At 67.0% G+C, this 17796-nt stretch carries 21 protein-coding genes; 10 read left to right on the top strand and 11 right to left on the bottom strand.

From position 1 onward, the window contains the following. Positions 1-17: 17 nt before the first annotated feature. From ACFYY8_RS31775 to ACFYY8_RS31735, 9 genes are all read left to right on the top strand, one after another. The gene (locus ACFYY8_RS31775; RefSeq protein WP_390047323.1) at positions 18-2207 is read left to right on the top strand and encodes a hypothetical protein; all 2190 of its coding nucleotides are present in this window, start codon (positions 18-20) and stop codon (positions 2205-2207) included. A 272-nt stretch (positions 2208-2479) separates the two neighbouring features. Then, a complete protein-coding gene (locus ACFYY8_RS31770) occupies positions 2480-4273 on the top strand; it encodes an exonuclease domain-containing protein (RefSeq protein ID WP_390047321.1) in 1794 nt (597 codons plus the stop codon). Positions 4274-4359: 86 nt separating this feature from the next. Beyond that, positions 4360-4644 carry a hypothetical protein gene (locus tag ACFYY8_RS31765; RefSeq protein ID WP_390047319.1) on the top strand — a complete coding sequence of 95 codons (285 nt, stop codon included), beginning with the start codon at positions 4360-4362 and terminating at the stop codon, positions 4642-4644. Positions 4645-5045: 401 nt separating this feature from the next. Next, positions 5046-5366, top strand: coding sequence for a hypothetical protein (locus tag ACFYY8_RS31760; RefSeq protein ID WP_390047317.1), 321 nt, complete (start codon positions 5046-5048; stop codon positions 5364-5366). A 533-nt stretch (positions 5367-5899) separates the two neighbouring features. Next, complete coding sequence (locus ACFYY8_RS31755; RefSeq protein ID WP_390047315.1) at positions 5900-6334, top strand: hypothetical protein; 435 nt, start codon at positions 5900-5902, stop codon at positions 6332-6334. 37 nt (positions 6335-6371) lie between these two features. Continuing rightward, positions 6372-6497, top strand: a complete 126-nt coding sequence (locus tag ACFYY8_RS31750) for a hypothetical protein (protein ID WP_390047313.1) — start codon at positions 6372-6374, stop codon at positions 6495-6497. Positions 6498-6614: 117 nt separating this feature from the next. Continuing rightward, positions 6615-7079, top strand: coding sequence for a macro domain-containing protein (locus tag ACFYY8_RS31745; protein WP_390047311.1), 465 nt, complete (start codon positions 6615-6617; stop codon positions 7077-7079). Between the two features lie 310 nt (positions 7080-7389). Then, on the top strand, positions 7390-8349 hold the full coding sequence (gene dprA / locus ACFYY8_RS31740) for a DNA-processing protein DprA (protein ID WP_390047309.1): 960 nt from the start codon (positions 7390-7392) through the stop codon (positions 8347-8349). A 233-nt stretch (positions 8350-8582) separates the two neighbouring features. Then, a complete protein-coding gene (locus tag ACFYY8_RS31735) occupies positions 8583-9104 on the top strand; it encodes a ComF family protein (protein ID WP_390047307.1) in 522 nt (173 codons plus the stop codon). A 55-nt stretch (positions 9105-9159) separates the two neighbouring features. Here the strand turns inward: ACFYY8_RS31735 and ACFYY8_RS31730 are convergent, their stop codons facing one another. From ACFYY8_RS31730 to ACFYY8_RS31700, 7 genes are all read right to left on the bottom strand, one after another. Next, positions 9160-9486 (bottom strand): hypothetical protein, encoded by a 327-nt coding sequence (locus ACFYY8_RS31730; protein WP_390047305.1) that lies wholly within the window; start codon positions 9484-9486, stop codon positions 9160-9162. Positions 9487-9583: 97 nt separating this feature from the next. Next, entirely contained in the window at positions 9584-9847 is a 264-nt protein-coding gene (locus ACFYY8_RS31725; protein WP_390047303.1) for a hypothetical protein, read from the bottom strand. 917 nt (positions 9848-10764) lie between these two features. Then, positions 10765-11178 carry a hypothetical protein gene (locus ACFYY8_RS31720; RefSeq protein WP_390047301.1) on the bottom strand — a complete coding sequence of 138 codons (414 nt, stop codon included), beginning with the start codon at positions 11176-11178 and terminating at the stop codon, positions 10765-10767. Further along, positions 11171-11755: a hypothetical protein gene (locus ACFYY8_RS31715; RefSeq protein ID WP_390047299.1), complete on the bottom strand. Its 585-nt coding sequence runs from the start codon at positions 11753-11755 to the stop codon at positions 11171-11173. The genes ACFYY8_RS31720 and ACFYY8_RS31715 overlap by 8 nt, the downstream gene beginning before the upstream one ends. Positions 11756-11875: 120 nt before the next feature. Then, positions 11876-12004: a hypothetical protein gene (locus ACFYY8_RS31710; protein ID WP_390047297.1), complete on the bottom strand. Its 129-nt coding sequence runs from the start codon at positions 12002-12004 to the stop codon at positions 11876-11878. Next, entirely contained in the window at positions 12001-12801 is an 801-nt protein-coding gene (locus ACFYY8_RS31705) for an N-acetylmuramoyl-L-alanine amidase (RefSeq protein WP_390047295.1), read from the bottom strand. The genes ACFYY8_RS31710 and ACFYY8_RS31705 overlap by 4 nt, the downstream gene beginning before the upstream one ends. Before the next feature lie 117 nt (positions 12802-12918). Beyond that, a complete protein-coding gene (locus ACFYY8_RS31700; protein ID WP_390047293.1) occupies positions 12919-13257 on the bottom strand; it encodes a hypothetical protein in 339 nt (112 codons plus the stop codon). A gap of 228 nt (positions 13258-13485) precedes the next feature. Between ACFYY8_RS31700 and ACFYY8_RS31695 the strand changes: the two genes are divergently transcribed. Then, entirely contained in the window at positions 13486-13989 is a 504-nt protein-coding gene (locus ACFYY8_RS31695) for a hypothetical protein (protein ID WP_390047291.1), read from the top strand. 12 nt (positions 13990-14001) lie between these two features. Here the strand turns inward: ACFYY8_RS31695 and ACFYY8_RS31690 are convergent, their stop codons facing one another. From ACFYY8_RS31690 to ACFYY8_RS31675, 4 genes are read right to left on the bottom strand one after another with little or no spacing between them, the layout of a single operon-like run. After that, positions 14002-14769 carry a hypothetical protein gene (locus ACFYY8_RS31690; RefSeq protein ID WP_390047289.1) on the bottom strand — a complete coding sequence of 256 codons (768 nt, stop codon included), beginning with the start codon at positions 14767-14769 and terminating at the stop codon, positions 14002-14004. A gap of 11 nt (positions 14770-14780) precedes the next feature. Next, positions 14781-15518 (bottom strand): hypothetical protein, encoded by a 738-nt coding sequence (locus ACFYY8_RS31685; RefSeq protein WP_390047288.1) that lies wholly within the window; start codon positions 15516-15518, stop codon positions 14781-14783. Further along, a complete protein-coding gene (locus ACFYY8_RS31680; RefSeq protein ID WP_390047286.1) occupies positions 15518-16684 on the bottom strand; it encodes a hypothetical protein in 1167 nt (388 codons plus the stop codon). Before ACFYY8_RS31680 ends, ACFYY8_RS31685 begins: the two co-directional genes overlap by 1 nt. Before the next feature lie 40 nt (positions 16685-16724). After that, positions 16725-17780, bottom strand: coding sequence for a hypothetical protein (locus tag ACFYY8_RS31675; RefSeq protein WP_390047284.1), 1056 nt, complete (start codon positions 17778-17780; stop codon positions 16725-16727). Positions 17781-17796 lie beyond the last annotated feature (16 nt).

The raw sequence follows: 17796 nt of genomic DNA, 5'->3' as shown, positions 1-17796 counted from the left end.
AGAAAGGCAGGAACGTGGTGAGCACGACGAAGACGGCACCGCCGGACTGGTCCCTGACGCCGCGCGGCACGGCCAGCAGCACCGGGCTGGGGGCGCTCGCGCTCGCCGCGGTGGCCGCTGGAGGCGACATGCTGCAGCTGCACCCCGGCTGGGCGGCCGGCGGCGCCGTCCTTGGCGTGGTCGGCACGGTCCTGTCCGGCAGCCAGCACCACCCGCGCGCCCTGGCCTACCGGCTGGGCTGCTGGCTCGGGGCAGGCGGGTGGCTGGCCTGGACCTGGGCTGACACGCCGTGGGACCTCAACGCCTTCGCCGCGCTTGGCCTGGGCGCCCTGGGTGCCGGACTGTTCGCCCCCTGGGCCCGCACCACCACCACCGCCCCGGCCTCCCCTTCCGCAGGTGCCGCGGTCGTGATGCACCGGCACGCCACCTTGGCCACCGCGTGGGCCGAACGCATCCACCGCGTCGCCGACGTGCGTGTCCAGGTCGAAGACCTCCGCGAATGGGACGGCGGCGGCGGATTCTCCGCGCTGGTCATGCAGCCGCTGGGCGGCTCCAGCACCAGCAAACTCCGGGGGGCCGCGGTCGGCCTGGCCGAAGACGCGCGCCTTCCCAACGGTTGCGGCGTCGAGTTCGGTGCGGGCCCGTTCCGCGGCAGCCTGCGCATGCACGTCTCCACCCTCAACCGGCTGGCCGAAACCATCCCCCACCCCGGTATCCGGTTGGGCGGCAGCATCAACGACCCGGACGCGATCCGCCTGGGCGGCCACCGAGACGGCAGCACCGCCACCGTGGCGTTGCGGGAGTCGACGATGGCGCTGGCCGGGCAGAAACGCTCCGGCAAGTCCGGCACCCTGCACAACATCACGGCCGACGCCGGCGCTTTGGATGACTGCCTGGTGTGGCACATGGACCTCAACGGGGGCGGCATCAGCCGGGCGTGGCTGCGGTGCTGGCTGGACGGCCGCACCCCGCGACCGGCGATCGACTGGGCGGCCGGGTGCCCCGAGGAGGCTCTGCTGATGGCCCAGGCACTGGTCGACATCGCCAAGGACCGCAAGAGTGCCCACGCCGACCTCAAGGCCGCCCAGGACGTGCAGCTGCTGCCGGTCTCCCGGCAGGTCCCGGCGATCTTGCTGATCCTTGACGAGGGCAAGGAAGTCCTTGGCACGAAGATCACCGAACCTCTGGTGCGGGCCATCCGCCGCGCCCTGGAAACGACCGTGGACATCGGCGGTAACGAGGCCGTCAACGCCGTCCTGAGCGTCCTGAGATCGACGAGCACGGCCCTGTCGACCGACATCCTCAAACAGTGCTCGACCAGGGCCACCATGCGGGTGTTCGACCAGTCCGAGATCGACTACCTGTTCGGCTACCGGCGCGGCGTCAGCCCCCAGGACGCCCCCGAGCAGGGCAGCGGCTTCCTACAGGCCGGAGCGGAAGCGGTGCGGGTCTTCAAGGCGTACTTCATGGTGCCCTCCGACATCGACGCCGCCGCCGTGCAGATCGCCGCCCACCGCCCCGACCTGGACGCCGACGCCGTCCGCGCCGCCGGACCCGCCTACGCCACCCGGCTGGAGCGGATGCGCTACCTGTACAGCACCCCTTCCGTGCAGGCGACGCTACCCGCACCGGAGCCGATCGACCTGCCCGGCTTCGACGACGGCCCGTGGTACCCCGCCGGAGTTCCGGCCGACGGCGCCGAACCGAACACCGGCAAGGCGTCTGCGAGCGGGACGGTCGCTCGGCGCCGGCCGGGACACCTGACGTTGCTGAACCCGGGCGGCGCGACCGCAGGCTGGGACGACCCGGAGACCATCGCCGCCCGCGCCCGCTCCCAGCAGTCCCCCCGCCTCGGCGGCGGTCACCAGACCGGGCCCGGGCCTCGGCCGCGGCTGCGCGCCGAGCAGGTCCACGAAGTCCCCGCCGAGCAGGTGCCGGTGCCCGCGCTGCTGACCCGGGCTATCGCCGCGTTCGACGGCGACGACCGCATCCACTCCGCCACCCTCGCCGACCGACTCGACATCGACCAGGTCGAGCTGGCCGAACTGCTGCGCGGTATCGGCGTGCGGACCCTGCAGCGGGCGTTCATGCGCGGCGGCGAAGAGCGCCGCGGATACGGCCGCGAAGACCTGGAGGCCGCCGCCGCAGCGATCCGCTCCGGCGACCTCCAGGTACCGCCCGAGGTCGAGGCTTGGCCCGCCGCCTGACCCCGGACACCCCCGGACGTCCGGGTCCGACGTCGGACCCCGGACACCCCCGGACACCCGGACACCCCCCGGACGTCCGCCCCGGACGGCCGCCCACCTGCAAAAACACTCGGGTGTCCGGGTGTCCGGGGTGCTTGAAAACACCCCCTCAATCGGCCCTGGGAGCCCTCAGGACCACCCTGCACCCCCGGCGGCCTGTCACCGGGCCGCCGTACGCTCCGCCCATCCCACCTCACTCCCATGAGAAGGAACCCCGATGAGAAGGAACCCCGATGACTGATCCTGCTACGCCGCGCCGGACCACCGCCCACGACCACCGCCAGCTCGCGATGGCCCTCGGCTGGACGCTTCCCCAGATCACCAAAGCCCTGGCTCTTGGGGTCCTGCCTCCGTACGACCTGAAGACGCCACGGTGGACCGCCGCCACCGTCGAGACCATCGTCGCGAGGCGCCAGGAGCTGGCTGCCGCACTCGACGACGGCACGCTCCTGACGGAGTCGGAGCTGATGGCGCGCCTAGGACTGGAGTACGGAGACTGGCGCCGCGGTCGCGACGGCGGCGTCATCCCTGAACCCGACCGCGACGAGTTCTGGAGCCGCGGCCTGGCCGACGACCTGGCCAGCCGTACCGATTTACGCGAGCAGATCCCGCCCCAGCCGCTCGGGATCGCCAGGTGTACTGCGCTCCTGGCCGACCTGACCGGCCTAGAGGCCACCGACGACGACATGCGTGAGCTCATCAGGCAAGGCCATGTCGCCGAGGTCGACTGGTACAAGAAGTGGCCGCTGTACGACGTGGCCGCAGTCCGGCGCCTCGGGACGACGGAGGACGGACGCGACCTGGTCGCCGCCACCGTCGCCGACCGGCTGGCGTGGCTGGAGAGCTCGATCCCCACGGCTGACGCCGCCGGGTGGCTGGACTGGAGCGTCGGCGACCTGGAGCGCGTCGCCGCCGAGCATGGCCTCCAGCCCGGCCGCTTCGGCCGATGGGACCGCCTCGACATCGCACGCCTGTCTGACAACGAGGACCTGGTCGAGCAGGTGCGGCGCGCCAGGCTACTCGGCCCCGACCAGGCAGCAGCGCACTTGGAGGTGCGCCGCCGCGACTTCGACTACGTGGTGGCCGCCGGCTGGGTGGAACCGGTCCGGTACGTCACCCGGGAGGTCGGTGTCCGCAAGACGGTCGACGTCCCGCTGTACGCCATCGGCGACCTGGAGGACGCCCTCGACACGCCGAGCGTCGACTGGGAGGCCGTCCGCGCCGTACGACCCGGAGCGCCCTCGCCGCTGCGCGAACACACCCGGCTGCCACGCCAACGAGCCGAGCTGGTCCGAGCCTTCTGCGCCCAGCTCGGCATCGACTGGTCGGTGGAGGTGTGGCCGCACTTCCGGAACGCCCGCGACCGTTGGACGATCGACTGGGAGCAGCGGGCCGATGGCCACCCGACCAAGGCCGAGGTCGCCGCCGCACTGGCCGCCCACCGCGGCGCCTCCCGGCACGCCGACCACATCGCCCTGTCCAGCGCAGTAGGAGACGTCATCCGCCAGGCCCGCGCCGACCTGGAACCCGGAGCGGCCGTCATCTTGGACACCGAAACCACCAGCTTGTCCGGCGTTGTCGTCGAGATCGCGCTGATCGACGCCGCCACCGGCGCCGTCCTGCTCGACACCCTCGTCCACCCTGGCGAGGTCCCCGTCGAGAGCGGCGCTCGGGCTGTGCATGGCATCAGCGACGACATGCTCGCCGGCGCCCCCCGCTGGGAGCAGGTGTTGCCAGACTTCCTCGCCGCCGTCGAAGGTCGCCGCCTCTTGGCCTATAACGCGGAGTTCGACGCCCGGGTGATCGCCCGGACGCACGCTCACGCCGGACTCGACCCCGCCGTCCTGCCTGACGCCAGCCGCTGGGGCTGCCTGATGGAGGCGCAGTCAACCTGGCTGCGGATCGGTCGGTGGCTTCCGCTCGGCGGAGGGCATCGTGCTCGCGGGGACGCCGAAGCGGCCAGGAAGGTTCTGCAGCGGCTCGCCGCTCCGGTCGAGTCCTACCGCACCCGATCCCGCAAGACCTGACAGAAAGATGACAGTTTCCGCAGGTAGAGGGCATTTTTCTCCCGCATCATCCACACTGGGATCATCCCCGTCTTGAGGAGAACGCGTTGGTTCAGGTCCGCATCATGCACACCACGCACGCAGCAGCGGTCAGCGAGGTCATGAACATCCTGCTGCCCTGGCTACAGCAGTGCCCGGACCTCGTCGTCGGCCACCCACAGGAGCTCGGCACCCGCGGTGGCACCGGCAGCCGGATCGTCTTCGAACTGCTTCCTACCGCCGAGCAGCAGAGGCCGATCAGGGCCACTGCCGAGGTGATCGACCGGACCCCGGCCCGACGCCGCACGGCCCCCCGCCGCGCCCTGCCGCCCTCCCGCCGACAGATTGAGTGATCGTCTGAGATCGTCCGAACAAGCTGCGCCCCCGTCCTCCGTAGAGGCGGGGGCGCCGTCATGTCTGGACCCTCGCAGGGCTGATGAGGACCGCGATGAGCCTCGATCATGTCGGGATCGTCGTCGCGTTGCGAACCCTCGTAGGGCTGATGAGGACCACCAGTCTGTCCCCGCGGCGCCGACGGACGCAAGCAACGGCGCCCTGGCCTCCGTAGGGGTGCTACCGGAGTACGGCGGAAACGGGCCGGGACGCTGGCCGGACAGCACGCCTGCGGCGTGCTCCCCACGAAGCGCTGGCGTTCCTGCCCACGGACTGACCCGAGCGGGGTCAACACAAACTCAACATGAACTCAACATCGGCCTGCCTATCTTCCTGTCCACCACACGAAGAAGGAGACGAAATGAGTTTCATGAGAGTGGCCGCCATCGTCATCGGCGCCGGTGTCATCGCCGGCGGCGCGCTCCCGGCAAGCGCCTACGCGGCCTCCATTCCCCTGTCTGCTGTCGCCGATCCAGGAACCTGCGCCAGGGTGGGCGAGCCCTCTCCGTCGCACGACTTCAAGCTTGTGTTCCCCGTCTACAACCGCTGCGGCAGCAAGATCAAAGTGCGATTGACGGACGGCCGCGGACACAAAAGCTCCTGTATCGGGATTCCTCCACACGCAACTCAGGCAATCCATCTCAACACAAGCAGCAGCTACGCCTATACCGTGAACTGTTAGGAAGACTCAAATGCCTCTGCCCTCCATCAAGCGTGCCGCAGTAATCTCTGCTCTCGGAACGCTCATGGCTGCTGGCTTCATCACAGCTGGTCCCGCGAGCGCCCACGCCGACCCTGGCTCATGCGGAGTTCGCGCCGAGGGGCCAATCTGGATCGCCGGCGGCGGCCCCTGGGCTTACATCGTGCGCAATAAATGCTCCAGTACTCAAAAATTCCGGGTGGTGTTGACCGACGCCAATCGTTCCCTCGCCTGCTACCCGATTGGCGCGTTCAATCGGCGCACTTACAACTCCCTCGTGCTGAGCCATAACTGGGTCGTGCGTAGCTGCTAGACGAAAGCGTCTCGTCGCCCTCCATGCTGAGCACAACGACGCCCCCGTCCTCCCGGGCGGGGGCGTCCTGCTGTCCGCCTGTAAAAGATCATCGCGTTGTGCACCATCGCGGCATCTCCGACGTCCCACAACAGTGGACACCCCCGGATCATCAACGACACCGCAGGCCGCCCCGGACACCCCGAAACGTGAGACTCAATGGGTGGCCTACATCGCGGCGGGCATCACCCTGCTCCTCGTTGTCATAGCCATCGCGCAACGCGTCCTCTTCCCGGCTTCCCCTTCGAGCGTCTCGCCCACCCAGGTCATCGACGCCCTGAATCAGCACGGCATCACCTGCACGGAAACGATCGTCGACACCACAGGCACCCTCCCTGAGGGCGAGCAGTTCGCAAGCTGCCGGACCGTCACCTCGATAAGTAGCGACGATCGCGCCGGTGTTTCCACGTTCAGCTCAGAGAAGGTATGTCTCGACTCTTACGCGCAGACCGTCGCCCTCTTCCAGCAGGGCAGTCAAGCGCCGGTGTGGGTGTTGAAGAACGACCAGTGGTACATCATGTTCGGCCTGGATCGGGTCAGCGCCGAACGAGCTCAACAGTCCTTGGGCGGCGAACTGTCCAACATTGGACGGCCGTAGCCCTGCAGCAGCAACGGCCCCGCGCCACCATGACGGCATGAGCACACCCGACGACGACCCGATGCCTGACCACGTCCTGCAGGACGCCCTCGTCGTGCTGGAGCCGCACCGCGAGGAGGTCGAGCCCCTACTGCGCGCGGCCGAGGCAGAGGCCAGCCAGTAAGCGAACGCGAAGAAGCCCGTCGTCCGTTATCACTTCGCCAGATGGCGAAGTGATAATTGGCCTGATCAGCGCCCTGCACGAGCACCTCGGCCTCGCTGTGGGCCGTACCCTGGCCGCGTGATCTCCTACACGACCGGCGACGCCACCAACCCTCAAGGCCCAGGGCCGAAAATCGTCGCCCACGTGTGCAACGACATCGGCGCATGGGGCCGAGGCTTCGTCACCGCGGTCTCTCGCCGCTGGCCCGAACCAGAAGCCACCTACCGAGCCTGGCACCAGTCCGGCGGCGGATTCGAACTCGGCGCGATCCGGCTGGTTCCCGTGGAGCCCGACCTGTGGGTGGCGAACATGATCGGCCAGCACGGCATCCGCCGACGCGGACACAGCGCCCCCATCCGCTACGACGCCCTGGAACGCTGCCTGAGCCGCCTACGCGACGAAGCCATGATCCTCCACGCGAGCGTCCACATGCCCCGGATCGGCGCCGGCCTCGCAGGCGGATCATGGGACCGCATCGAGCCGCTCATCCTCACCCAGCTGACCGGGCATGGCGTTGCGGTGACCGTCTACGACCTGCCATAGCCAAACGCGGAGACGCCCCAGCAGCCACACAGAGCCGGACAACACCAGGCAAAGCGTGCCCAGCTGCCTCTCCTGCGCAATGTGGACAGTAAGGCAACCCTGGCCCCAGGACGCGCGTCTGCTCCCTGGAGGCCCAGAAATTCCCTGGTTAGGCCTCCAAGAACGTGCGCGGAGGCAAAGAATGGGCCAACACAGATCCGCCCTTCGGCCAGCCCTCAAGACAGGAGGGCAGAGAACGGGGCATACCTTCTGTCAGCAGCACGTGGTACAACAGAAACACGCATTCGAACATGAGTTCCTGGAGAGTAGGATGCGCATCACCGATGAGCAGGCCCAACTGCTCGCACTATGCAGAATCAAAGGCGCCAGCTGGTACTTCCTCGCCCGCGAGGCTCAGCGACTAGGCGTCGACCCGCTATGGCGTGGCGAGACCACCGAACTGTCTCCCGAGGCAGCCGCCACAGCACAGCTGATCAAAGAACACACCAATGTGCTCGACCAGCTCGCTGAACATGCACGCCAAGACGCTCAGCGAGCCTTCGACGCCGGCGCACACCTCATCACCGTTCTCGATCAGGACTACCCGGCGACCTTGCGGCTGATCTTCAACCTGCCGCCCTTCCTCTTCGTCAAGGGCACCCTCGACAGCGACGATCTACGCAGCGTCGCCGTCGTCGGCACCCGGCAGGCCAGCAGCGACGGCCTGAGGCGAGCAGCCCGCATGTCTCGCCTGCTGTGCGAAAACAAAGTCACGGTCGTCTCCGGCCTCGCCCGAGGTATTGACACCGCCGCACACACCGCTGCCCTTGAAGCGGGTGGGCGCACCATCGCGGTCGTAGGGACTGGCATCCTGCGCTGCTACCCGGCAGAAAACCGCGCCCTGGCCGGACAGATCGCTGAGCAAGGTGCGGTCGTCTCTCAGTTCTGGCCCGACGCATCAGGAGCCACCTACACCTTCCCTCGCCGCAACGTCACTATGTCGGGCATAGCTCAAGGGACTGTGGTTATCGAAGCCTCCAGCACTTCGGGCGCGAAAATGCAGGCGCGGCTCGCGTTGGAGCATGGCAAGAAGGTCTTCCTGCTACGAAGTCTCACCGAGGCGCAGCCATGGGCCCAAAAATACGTGGACACCCGCGGCGCCTTGATGGTGGACGAGGTCGATGACGTGGTGAAGGCGCTGTCGACCCCAGACCGGATTCAAGCAGTCGACGCCAGCCGTGCCCAACTGAGCTTGGACTTCGATCTCTTGGACGCGGGACGCTTGGGGTGACACCACTTCCCCCCAAAAGCTCAGGACCACCGCCAGCAGGGTTCGGCAAATGCCGCAATTGCGCATATCTCAGATCAGGACCCGTTCAGGTCTGCCACGCGTGCGCTTTGGAAACAGTGAGAGCTCCTGGCGACCCAAACTGTCGAATCTGCCACCAAGCGCTCCCTCGCACTGGCGCTACCTGCTCAAATTGGCTGTGCAACGACCCTACGCGATCTTTCGAATGGACCGCAGTGATCGGGGTAAAAGCTGGCGTACTTGAGCACGGCATCGAGCAGATGAAGAAAGGAATTTACGGCTGGGGAATGATATTCGCCCGAATTGTTCTCGGCCACCTCTACACCCATCCGGAACTCGTTCAGCCAATGCATGCCATCATCCCCATGCCTGCCTATCGGCAACCGAACGAGCCGCGAAAAGGCAAAGATCATGCAGGATACGTTATCGAGAGGGCGATCGAGGAGGACGACAGCGGGCTTCCGTTCATCCTCTCCCCTCCCCTCATCGAGAAGGTCGCGAAAACCAAGCGAATGAGGGAAACGGGGAGTGCCGCAGAACGCCGAATTCTCGCACAAACGCTCTTTACTTCTCTCCACGTCCCCAACCCCGAAAAGGTTCGAGGAATCAACGTCCTTGTATATGACGATGTATTTACCGGAGGAAATACCCTAAACGCAGTTGCAAGGCGATTAAAATCCGCTGGCGCCCAAGGCGTATATGGACTGACGCTTGCTCGGCAACAGTGGCGAACTTGATTTGATAGATCAACTAGCCCCCGCCGCCCGTGAGGCTGCGGGGGCTTTTTATCGGTTAGACCTCAGGGGCGGGCAGATAGCGGCCGTTACTGTCTCGCCGCAGTCCGTTCTCCAGCCACCCTGCGGACAGGTCGTGGATTCCGCACAGGCGGGCGAATTCGACGACGTTGAAGTTCGGGTCCTCTTCGGCGAGGACCTGCGCGACCACCCAGGCGACGTTGACCTTCACCCGTTGCGCCTCTTCAGGTGACAGGAACTTCTCGCCACGGTTGGTGTCGTCCTCGCGCTGGTGGCCAGCCCGGTCGAGGCGATAAGGAGCGTCGCTCCAGTCGTGGTTAGCGATCTCTGCGGCGTGCTTGCGCGCAACACGGCTCAAGGCCATGCGCCCTCCCTACAAGGACGGGGCGGCTTGATGACCATCCGAATAGGTCACCGCCCAATGGTTGTGCCCCGAGGATAGGTGAGCGGGCAGGGGCTGCCTAGCCCTCGCCCCGGGCCGCCTTCTTCAGTGCCACCTCCCGGACGTGGCGCCCGCCTGTGCCGCCCCACCATGAGTGATGGTTGAGCGCCTTCAGCGCATCCATTCGGGCCGCTCGCAACCGGTTCAACTCGTCGTGCTGCTCATCGGTCATCTCCAGCGACGGCGGCAGCGTGTCGGCCAGCTCGTGCACGCGCCGGTCTGCCTCCCAGAAGGCGCGCTGCGCGGCGATCAGGTCAGGCGGGAAGTCGTAGGTCTCGGCCATGGGTCCCCCAGATGGTGCGCGTGGTACGGCGGCGATCCTACGCATCGGCCTTGCACACGACGAAAGCGCCCCGCCGCCCCCAAACAGGAGGGCGAGCGGGGCGTCCTGTTGTTCAGGCCAGGCGAAACCGCCCACGGACGGCACGCCATGCAGCCGAAATATGGGAAACCGGGAGCTCCCCACCCTCTCCAATCGGTGCTCATCTAAAGGGGCCCTTCCACCCGACCATGAGGAGTCACCGTGATCCGCAGATTGTCCGCCGCCCTTCTGCTTGCAGCGGCATTTGGCACCGCCACCCTGACCGGAGCCACCCCCGCTTCCGCCGGACCCCTGGTGGTCAAGATCGGCCCCTTCCCCTCCCTGGGGTGGTGCCAAGTGGAGCGAGCTGAGACCTTGGAATATAACCACACGGACTGGATAGGCCCGTGCAAGAGCGATCCGGCGGGCGGGTGGAGCTTCTATATCCAGAGTGCGTAGCCCTTGGCGACCTTAACCGGGCCCAGACATGACGAAAGCGCCCCGCCGTCCCGAAGGACAGCGGGGCGCCGCAGCGAGAGCGTGTCTTTGGCCGCACGCCCATAGCCGCACGCAGGAGGCTACAGGGCGGGCCAGGTTGATTAGTTCCATTCGGCGGCGACGAAGGTGGTCAAGCTCCTTCGCCCGGCGCAGGATTACCCGCACTCATGTGGCCTTCTGCAGCAAGTCAAAGGCCAGCTATCCCCCAACTGCTGCGGGAAGAGGTCCCCTGGACCTCTTTTCACTGGCCAACCTCAGTACACGGCATCGCAGGGATGAGGTCAACCCGGGGCGACCCGACCCCGAATCCCGCCTGGGTGCGTCACCGCCGAAGCGGAGGGTCTGGCAGCAGACCAAGCAGGGTCCCAGCGCGGAGGCTTAATGCTCGCAGCAGGGTGAAACTACCGCCGCGGGCGGAATGCCTCATGGTAGTTGCCCACCACGACGGTCGGCGTGACCGGTCCATTCTTCGGCGTCACGTTAGCCCGCAGCACCAGACCGAGAACCGCGGACACAAGAATCACAGCGGCGGCCGACTGCTGCTCCGTGATCGGAAACCCAAACGACGCGAGCCCCGTAAGGATCGTCGACAGCGCACCTGTCAGGGCGGACACCACCCACGGACGGGTCAGAACCGCCACGAGGAGCGCCACGATGCCGGACGCGATCGTCATGACCCACCCGGCGGACTCCTCCGTCAGACCGACCGCCGGGATGGTCACCAGGAACGCCACCAGGGCGTTGATCACGTACAGGATGACGGCCGGCTCCTGGCCGAAGATCGTGCCCGGCCGGGCAGGGGTGGGCTCAGACATTCGTGCCCTCGCCCGGAGTCTCAGAGGTCTCGTCCTCCACCGGGCCGGCGACCAGCTTGATCGTGGCGGTCCCCGCCGGCACCACGTCGATCGCCTCGGTCACCTCCAGGCCCAGCGACGGGATGGACGCCTTCAGGACGGCCGAGCCCGGAGCGCCGGACACGACCCGGCAGGACCTGGTGTCCTCCGACACGTGAAGCACGGCGATAGTCGGCTCGTTCGTCGACCACTCGACCTGCTCGGTCGTGTCGTAACCCGAAGCGTCCTCGGTGTCGGCAGTGAAAGTGACCTGCTGGCCAGTGTTGAGCTGCGTCATGTCTGTGCCTTCCTGGTTGGGTTGTGTGCCAGACGGCACGCCTGTGGCCTCATCGACGACAAGGCCACGGATCAGATGGATGCGGGTGGTGCCGAGCAGCCAGGCCGCGAACGTGGCGGCGGTGCGCCGGGCGGCTAACTCCGCCGCCGCGACCGTGGTTGCCCGGTCCACGCCCGGCAGGAGCCGCACCGGGCCATGAAAAGCCACCGCGGCGGCGAGAGCTGTCTGCCGCGCCTCGAACGCGCGGTCGGATGGGGGCAATGGGCACCTCCACGAAGTAGATGGGCGCCCAGATGTGGGCATGAAAAAAGCCCCGACCGTGCAGGTCAGGGGCTGTGTAAGAAAGTCGCTGATAATATCAGCGACTCCGCAACACCAAGATCAGTTCGTCTCGTCGATGAAGCCTGGCAGCCAGCCGCCATGGGGCCGTGCGGACTTTTCGAGGTCTTCGACGGCGGGCTCTGGCCGGTGGCGGCGCCACAGCAGCCACAGCAGGGCGCCCTCGATCATGCGACGCGTAACAACACCGGCCAGGTGAGAGGACCAACGATTCCATCGGCCTTCAACCCAGCGGCCGTCTGCAGCCCCTTCACTCCAGCTTCGTGGGCGGGGCCGAAGACTGTGTCGTCCACCTTCGGGTCGAGCGCGTAGTCCCGGGCAAGCAGCAGGTAGTGCATCGTCTTGACGTGCCACTTCAGCGGGTCGTCGTCCTTTCGGCCGTCGCCGAGCTGCAGAGTGGGGAGCTTCTTCACCGTGGCCTCCGTGGGGTTCGAGACGGGGATGGGGGCAGGCTTCTCGGCGTTGACCAGGCCCATGAACTCGCTCCACGGGAAGTTCGGCCCCGGATCGGAGTGGTCGGTCTGCCGGAACGCGGCCGACACGTCCACATGGCCGCACACGCCTTCGGCGCCTGCCCGCACCTGGGCCACGGACAACTTCCGCATCGGCAGGTCGAACCGCAGGCACAGCTCCCGCGTCCGGGCGGCGGCCTCCTCGACCGCGGGCCACACCTCGGGTGACAGCCACTGCTGGCGCGTGTAGGTGGCCTCACCGCAGATCTCGATGCCGATGGATCGGGAGTTCGGAGGGGCATGCCAGGCGATGACCCGGTCCGGGACGCAATGCTGCTCGTCCCGGCTGGAGTCGTACACGTAGTGGGCCGACCCGCCTGAAGAGACCATCTGGAAGTACTTCGCGGTCCCGGACGCCGCGCCCTTCTTCGAAGCCGCTGGATAACCGACGCCCGGGCATGTGGCGTGGATGACGATCCTGCGAGGCGGCAGGTTCCCGCCGCCTGACTCATGCACGGCCCGTCTAGTGATGGGCGGTTCGCCTGCTTTCATTGGGGGTCCTCCCGCCTCTGTCGGCGCCCTCGGCGCCAGGTGTGGATGATGATCTGCAGCCGCCACGCCAGGACGACCGGGTCAGCGGATCAGGCTGATGATGATCGGGATGAGCACGCCGGCGGCGGTGACCAGCAGGCCGACGATCGCGAGGATCTGCCGGGTCCGGTCTGCCAGTTGGGCTCGGGTGACGACGTCCCGCTCCAGCGCGTCCAGCCGGGTTTCCAACGCCTGATCGCGCGCCTCACCAGCCGTCCTGTCCGCGTCGACGCGCTTAGCCAGCTCCGCGTGGCGCCCGTCGGCGTGATCGAGGCGTTGAAGGATGAGCGCGTTCTGGCCGTTGGTGCGTTCAAAGCCGACCTCGACCAGGCGGCGTATCTCGGCCAATGCTCCGTCCACGGTCGGCGGCGGTTCGCTCACACGGCACTCCTCGCTCACAAAGGTCTCAAAGCGGACCGCAGGCAGGAGTCAGGGCCGCAGCGGGAAGTAGGTGTCGCCTGCGGTCCCTACGCGCATCACGCGGGCGACACCGGTCAAGGAAAAGTCGGCGAAGAGTCGCCTCGCCGACGGTGGCCGGATCAGGCCACCAGGTAGCCCTGGCGCGCAGCGCAGGTGTCACATATGCACCATCCGCGACCAGGAGACTTCATGATTCGTTCGGCCCGCCGTACCGTCGTCGCAGCACTCACCGCCGCTCTGGTAGTCGGCTCACCGCTGATCGCCCCCAGCGCCACCGCGGCGACCGCGACGGCGCAACTCGCGCACGCGCCTCAGCCCCGCACAGCCCAAGCCGTGCGAACAGCTGCTGCTGCAGCTTTCGACGACTACGCTGCCGGCGACTACGGTCTGTTCTGGGATCGCTGGTCAGCGGCCTCGAAGAGGGTCGTTTCCCGGCGTGATTACGTGCGTCGCTTCAAGTTGTGCCCCCAGGCGGTCGAGGGGCTGCGGATCAAGGTCGAGAAGGTCACCCTGAACTCAGCCCGCACCCGCGCCCGAGTGCGAGCCAGCAGGTTGGACTTCCTGTTCAACTACGACTTCGTCTACGAAGCCGGGGCGTGGCGGTACGTGCTGCCCGCTGACGTGGCGCGGGTTTACCGCAAGCCTGTCGACCAGATCGTCAAAGAAGAACGAGCAGCCGGCGAGTGCGGCTGATCCCGACGGGGTTCAGCCAAGAGGCGGCACCATCCGGTTGGATCCGAAAACGCGCGGGCCGGTGAGGGCGAGTCGGGCCCGGTCGACGTACTGGCCTGTTGAAGCGGCCAAGTATTCGTCGCGGGCCCGGCGGGCAGCCACCCGCGCCGGATCCAAGCGGGCCGCCAGGATCGGCTCCAGCGGGTTCTCCGGCGCATGGACGTTGACATCCACGGTGAACTGCGGCGCGAGCGGCACACTCGACTGTTCGGCCTCTTCGGCGGCCTGCGCGATGCACGCGGCCCGCCAGTCCAGCGCCCCTTGCCGGTCCTCCTGCGGCGCAGCCTCCATGACGATGAGGTGCTTCTTCGCCGCAGCGGCCCGGGCGAGCACCGCCTCCCGCCGCTCGGCGTACGGCATCCGCGGATCCAGGTGGTCAGGAAAGTCAGCGACCGCGCGCATCACCGCTGCAGCGGCCGGCTGCTGCCACGCCAGCGCGTCGCTCGGGTCAGGAATCTTGGCGTGCTGGTGCAGGACCGCGTCGACGATCGTGGGCAGCTCGTCAACGTCAAAGCCGAATCTGGAGCAGTACTCCTCCAGGAGCACGTGCGGGAAGATCTCCCAGTGGTCCCCGTTGGATGGTGTCGCCGGGTCAGCGAGCCAGGCCGGGAAGTGCACAACGACCCCCCAAAGAGGGTGCACATCATCCAAAGCGGGCCGTAGACGCTGGTTGGTGAGATCAGCTGGCGTCTGCCGGAACGTGAACGATGCCTGGCTGTCATAGATCTGGCCGACATCCACCGGCCCTCCCCTCAGTGCCGGAACGAGCACAGATAGATAGCGACGGACTGGCTGACCGACCAGGCGATGGACACGCCACTGGTCGACGAGGCGGTGATGACCCAGTAGAGGTTCGCGGTCGCGTTGCCCGGCCTGAAGCCGATGATGGGCCCCATGTTGCTGGCCATTACGGACGGGTAACTCAGGGTGGTGCTTGTCCCGGATCCGCTCACGGTGACGGACCCCCATAGCCAGCCTGCGGTCGAAGACAGGCTCGCGAAGTCATCCCATTGTCCGTAATGCCTGGACACACCGTTCGGCGTGAAGTTGAAGTAGTTGTTGTGGGTCCCGTCGACGAACCCGAACCCTGCCGCGTCGTGGCCCCAATAAGCCTGCCCACCTGCTTCGCCAGTGCCGCTGGGGCCGTGGATCAGCATGTTGACTTCGCCCGACGCGACGTTGAACTCGGCGGTCGTGGACCCGCCCGCCGACAGGACATGGAAAGTAGCTTCGCCGGGGTAGCCGGTCGTCACGTCCGCGACCAGGCGGGTAGGGTCCGCCCCTGCCTGCGGCGCCAGCCACACCTCGGCGCCGTCGTCCCCGTCCGGGATGAGTTTGATGTGCGGCCCTGACGGGTCCCCAATCGTCAGAGCCGCGGTGCGGATGGTGTCTTGAGCGGGGCGGGTCTGGGATGCGGTGTAGAGCTGCTCAAGCAGCCGCTCCAGCCGCTCCACCCGTGTGGGAAGGTTCTCCGGGTACGCCAGCGGCATCAGCTACTCACCTGCTCTTCGAAGAGAAGTTCAGCGGTTTCGATCCCGTTGCTGCGCTGGGGCGGACGGATCTCCATCCCAATCACCCTCCAGCTCCGCACGAAGCTCGCGACGCCATCGATTCTCGGGTAGCGCTGGTTGACCAACCTGATCCGCGCGTAGTCGCCGAGTCGGTGCGGCGTGAGGGTCGGGTTGTCGCCCAGTCTGACGGTGACCGAGTGGACCCGTACCGGGCCCGGCGCGGTCTCTGCCCACCACGTGGCGTACCCCTGTAGCGCCGTCAGGTCCGTCTGCCCGGGCAGGTCCACAGTGCGGTCCAGCCGCGGCCACCCTGCCGCTAGGTGCGCCGAGGCTTCCACGTACTCCGACAGTTGCGGCAGCGATTCGTTCGTGATGTCGGAGGTGACCGAGTCGCCGCGCGCCCGGTATCGGGTTCCGCCACGCAGAGCGTCTGCCTCGATCCCCCACTCCAACACGTTGCCTGGCTGAGAGAAGTCGTGCCGGGTGTCGGTCTCGGAAATGATGGGGAAGCCCCACACCAGCTCCCGCACCCGGTCCGTGCCGTCGAACCGGGTGTCCACCCGGTACTCGAACCCGTTCGACTGGTCAGCGAGTTTCTGCAGCGTGTCGCCGTACCGGGCCTTGTCCGTCGGTTTGACGATCAAGTCTTGGGTGATGCCGCAGGTGCCCGCTTGCATCGCCACCCCGATGCCCGCGTACGGCTGCGCTTGGAGCTCGGTCACCAGGTCGTGGGCGATCACGATCCGGTCAGTGGCCGTCCGCTCAAACAGCGCGTCGATCTCAACCTGGGCGAAGTAGCCGTCCAGGCTCATGCCCGCCAGTTCGATCTGCGGCGGGCCCTTCCTGCCCTGGCTGGTTTTGGCACGCCAGATCCAGTACGACGCCCACAAATCGTCCGGCAAGTTCGTGCGCTGACGGATGCAGTGCAGCACGACCCGGCCCGGCCCAGCACTCAGATCTTCGAAGTCAGCGGGGAAAGCCCTGTTGAGGAGCTTGTTGATCCGCTGGTTCGTGATCGGCATCCTCGCGCTCATGACACCGGGCTGGTTGAACCGCACATCGTAGGAATCGACACGTAGCGGCAGGTCGACGATGTAGTCGTCGGTGAGCAAGTCGCAGATCATCCACCGGTAGCGGACCGCCACACGCCCTCCCCGTCCTGTCGGCCGCCGGAGGGCGGGAGGGTCACATGAAGCGGTCGCGCCAGAACACGTCCATACCGCCGTCGCCGCCGGAGTCGGGGTCGTACACGATCTCCCAGTCACCAGGCGGGATCTCGAAGTCGGTGATCGGCACGCTGAAGTCGTGCAACGGCACGTAGTCGAGGACGCCGATGATCGTCGTGCCGGTCTTGCAGTCGACGTTGAAGATCTCCCCGGCAGCGAGCACGACGTTGAACGCGAGGGTCCGGCCAGCTACACGGACTCGTGGAATCACCGCTGGCCCATGGAAGCGCAGCCGGGGTTTGGTATCGACGTCTCCGTCATGGGAGACGGTGCCTGGGGAAGCGGTCGTGACGTGGATGCCAGACTCCAGCAAGCTGTAGCGGCCCGGGTCTGAGCAGATCCACTGCGCGGAGATGTCGGAGACGCCGATGCCAACGTTCTCGACCGTCGGCACCCTGCGGTTGATCTTCCCGTAGGCCAGGAGCGTTTCCTCGCGTAGACGGATCACCAGCGGGTACTCGGTCTCATCGCGGCCGACTGTCAGCAGCCGCCGGATGCGCTTCAGCGAGTCCGGGAACGTCTGGTCGTCGCGCAGCTGGATAACCCCAGAGACGACGCGTTCCTCAGCGAAGTCCTGGCCCGGCTCCGACCCGTGGTCCTGGGCCTTCTCGCTGTTGCCAGAGGCCAGGCCAGGATGGTCCTCCCACCCGGTCAGGTCGGCCAACGGGGTGAACTGGTTGGTGAGGGAGAACAGCTCTCCCCTCCACTCGATCTCCCCATCCCGAGTGATCTTGAGCCCAGGCAGGATCGGCACGTCGACCGTCAGCTCGGGGAACTCCCAGCCGACGCTGAACACCCCGAGCCCGATGGTGGTGTCGTAAAGCACTGTCAGCGGCGGGAACTCCCAGCCGATCGCGAACACGTCGAGCCCGATAGTCACCGACGGAGTTGTCACCGTCAGCTCGGGGAACTCCCAGCCGACGGCGAACACCCCGAGGGTGCTTACGGCGTCCAGCGGGTGCGGCCGTGACGTTACAACCGGGCGGGAGGGAAACCCGCGGCCAATGTGCGCCACCCGTACCCCCTTAGAT

Source organism: Streptosporangium sp. NPDC001559 (genome assembly GCF_042893955.1).
Taxonomy (GTDB): Bacteria; Actinomycetota; Actinomycetes; order Streptosporangiales; family Streptosporangiaceae; genus Streptosporangium.
Note: the sequence above shows the minus strand (reverse complement) of the source record. Positions and strands in the feature narration are given on the sequence as shown.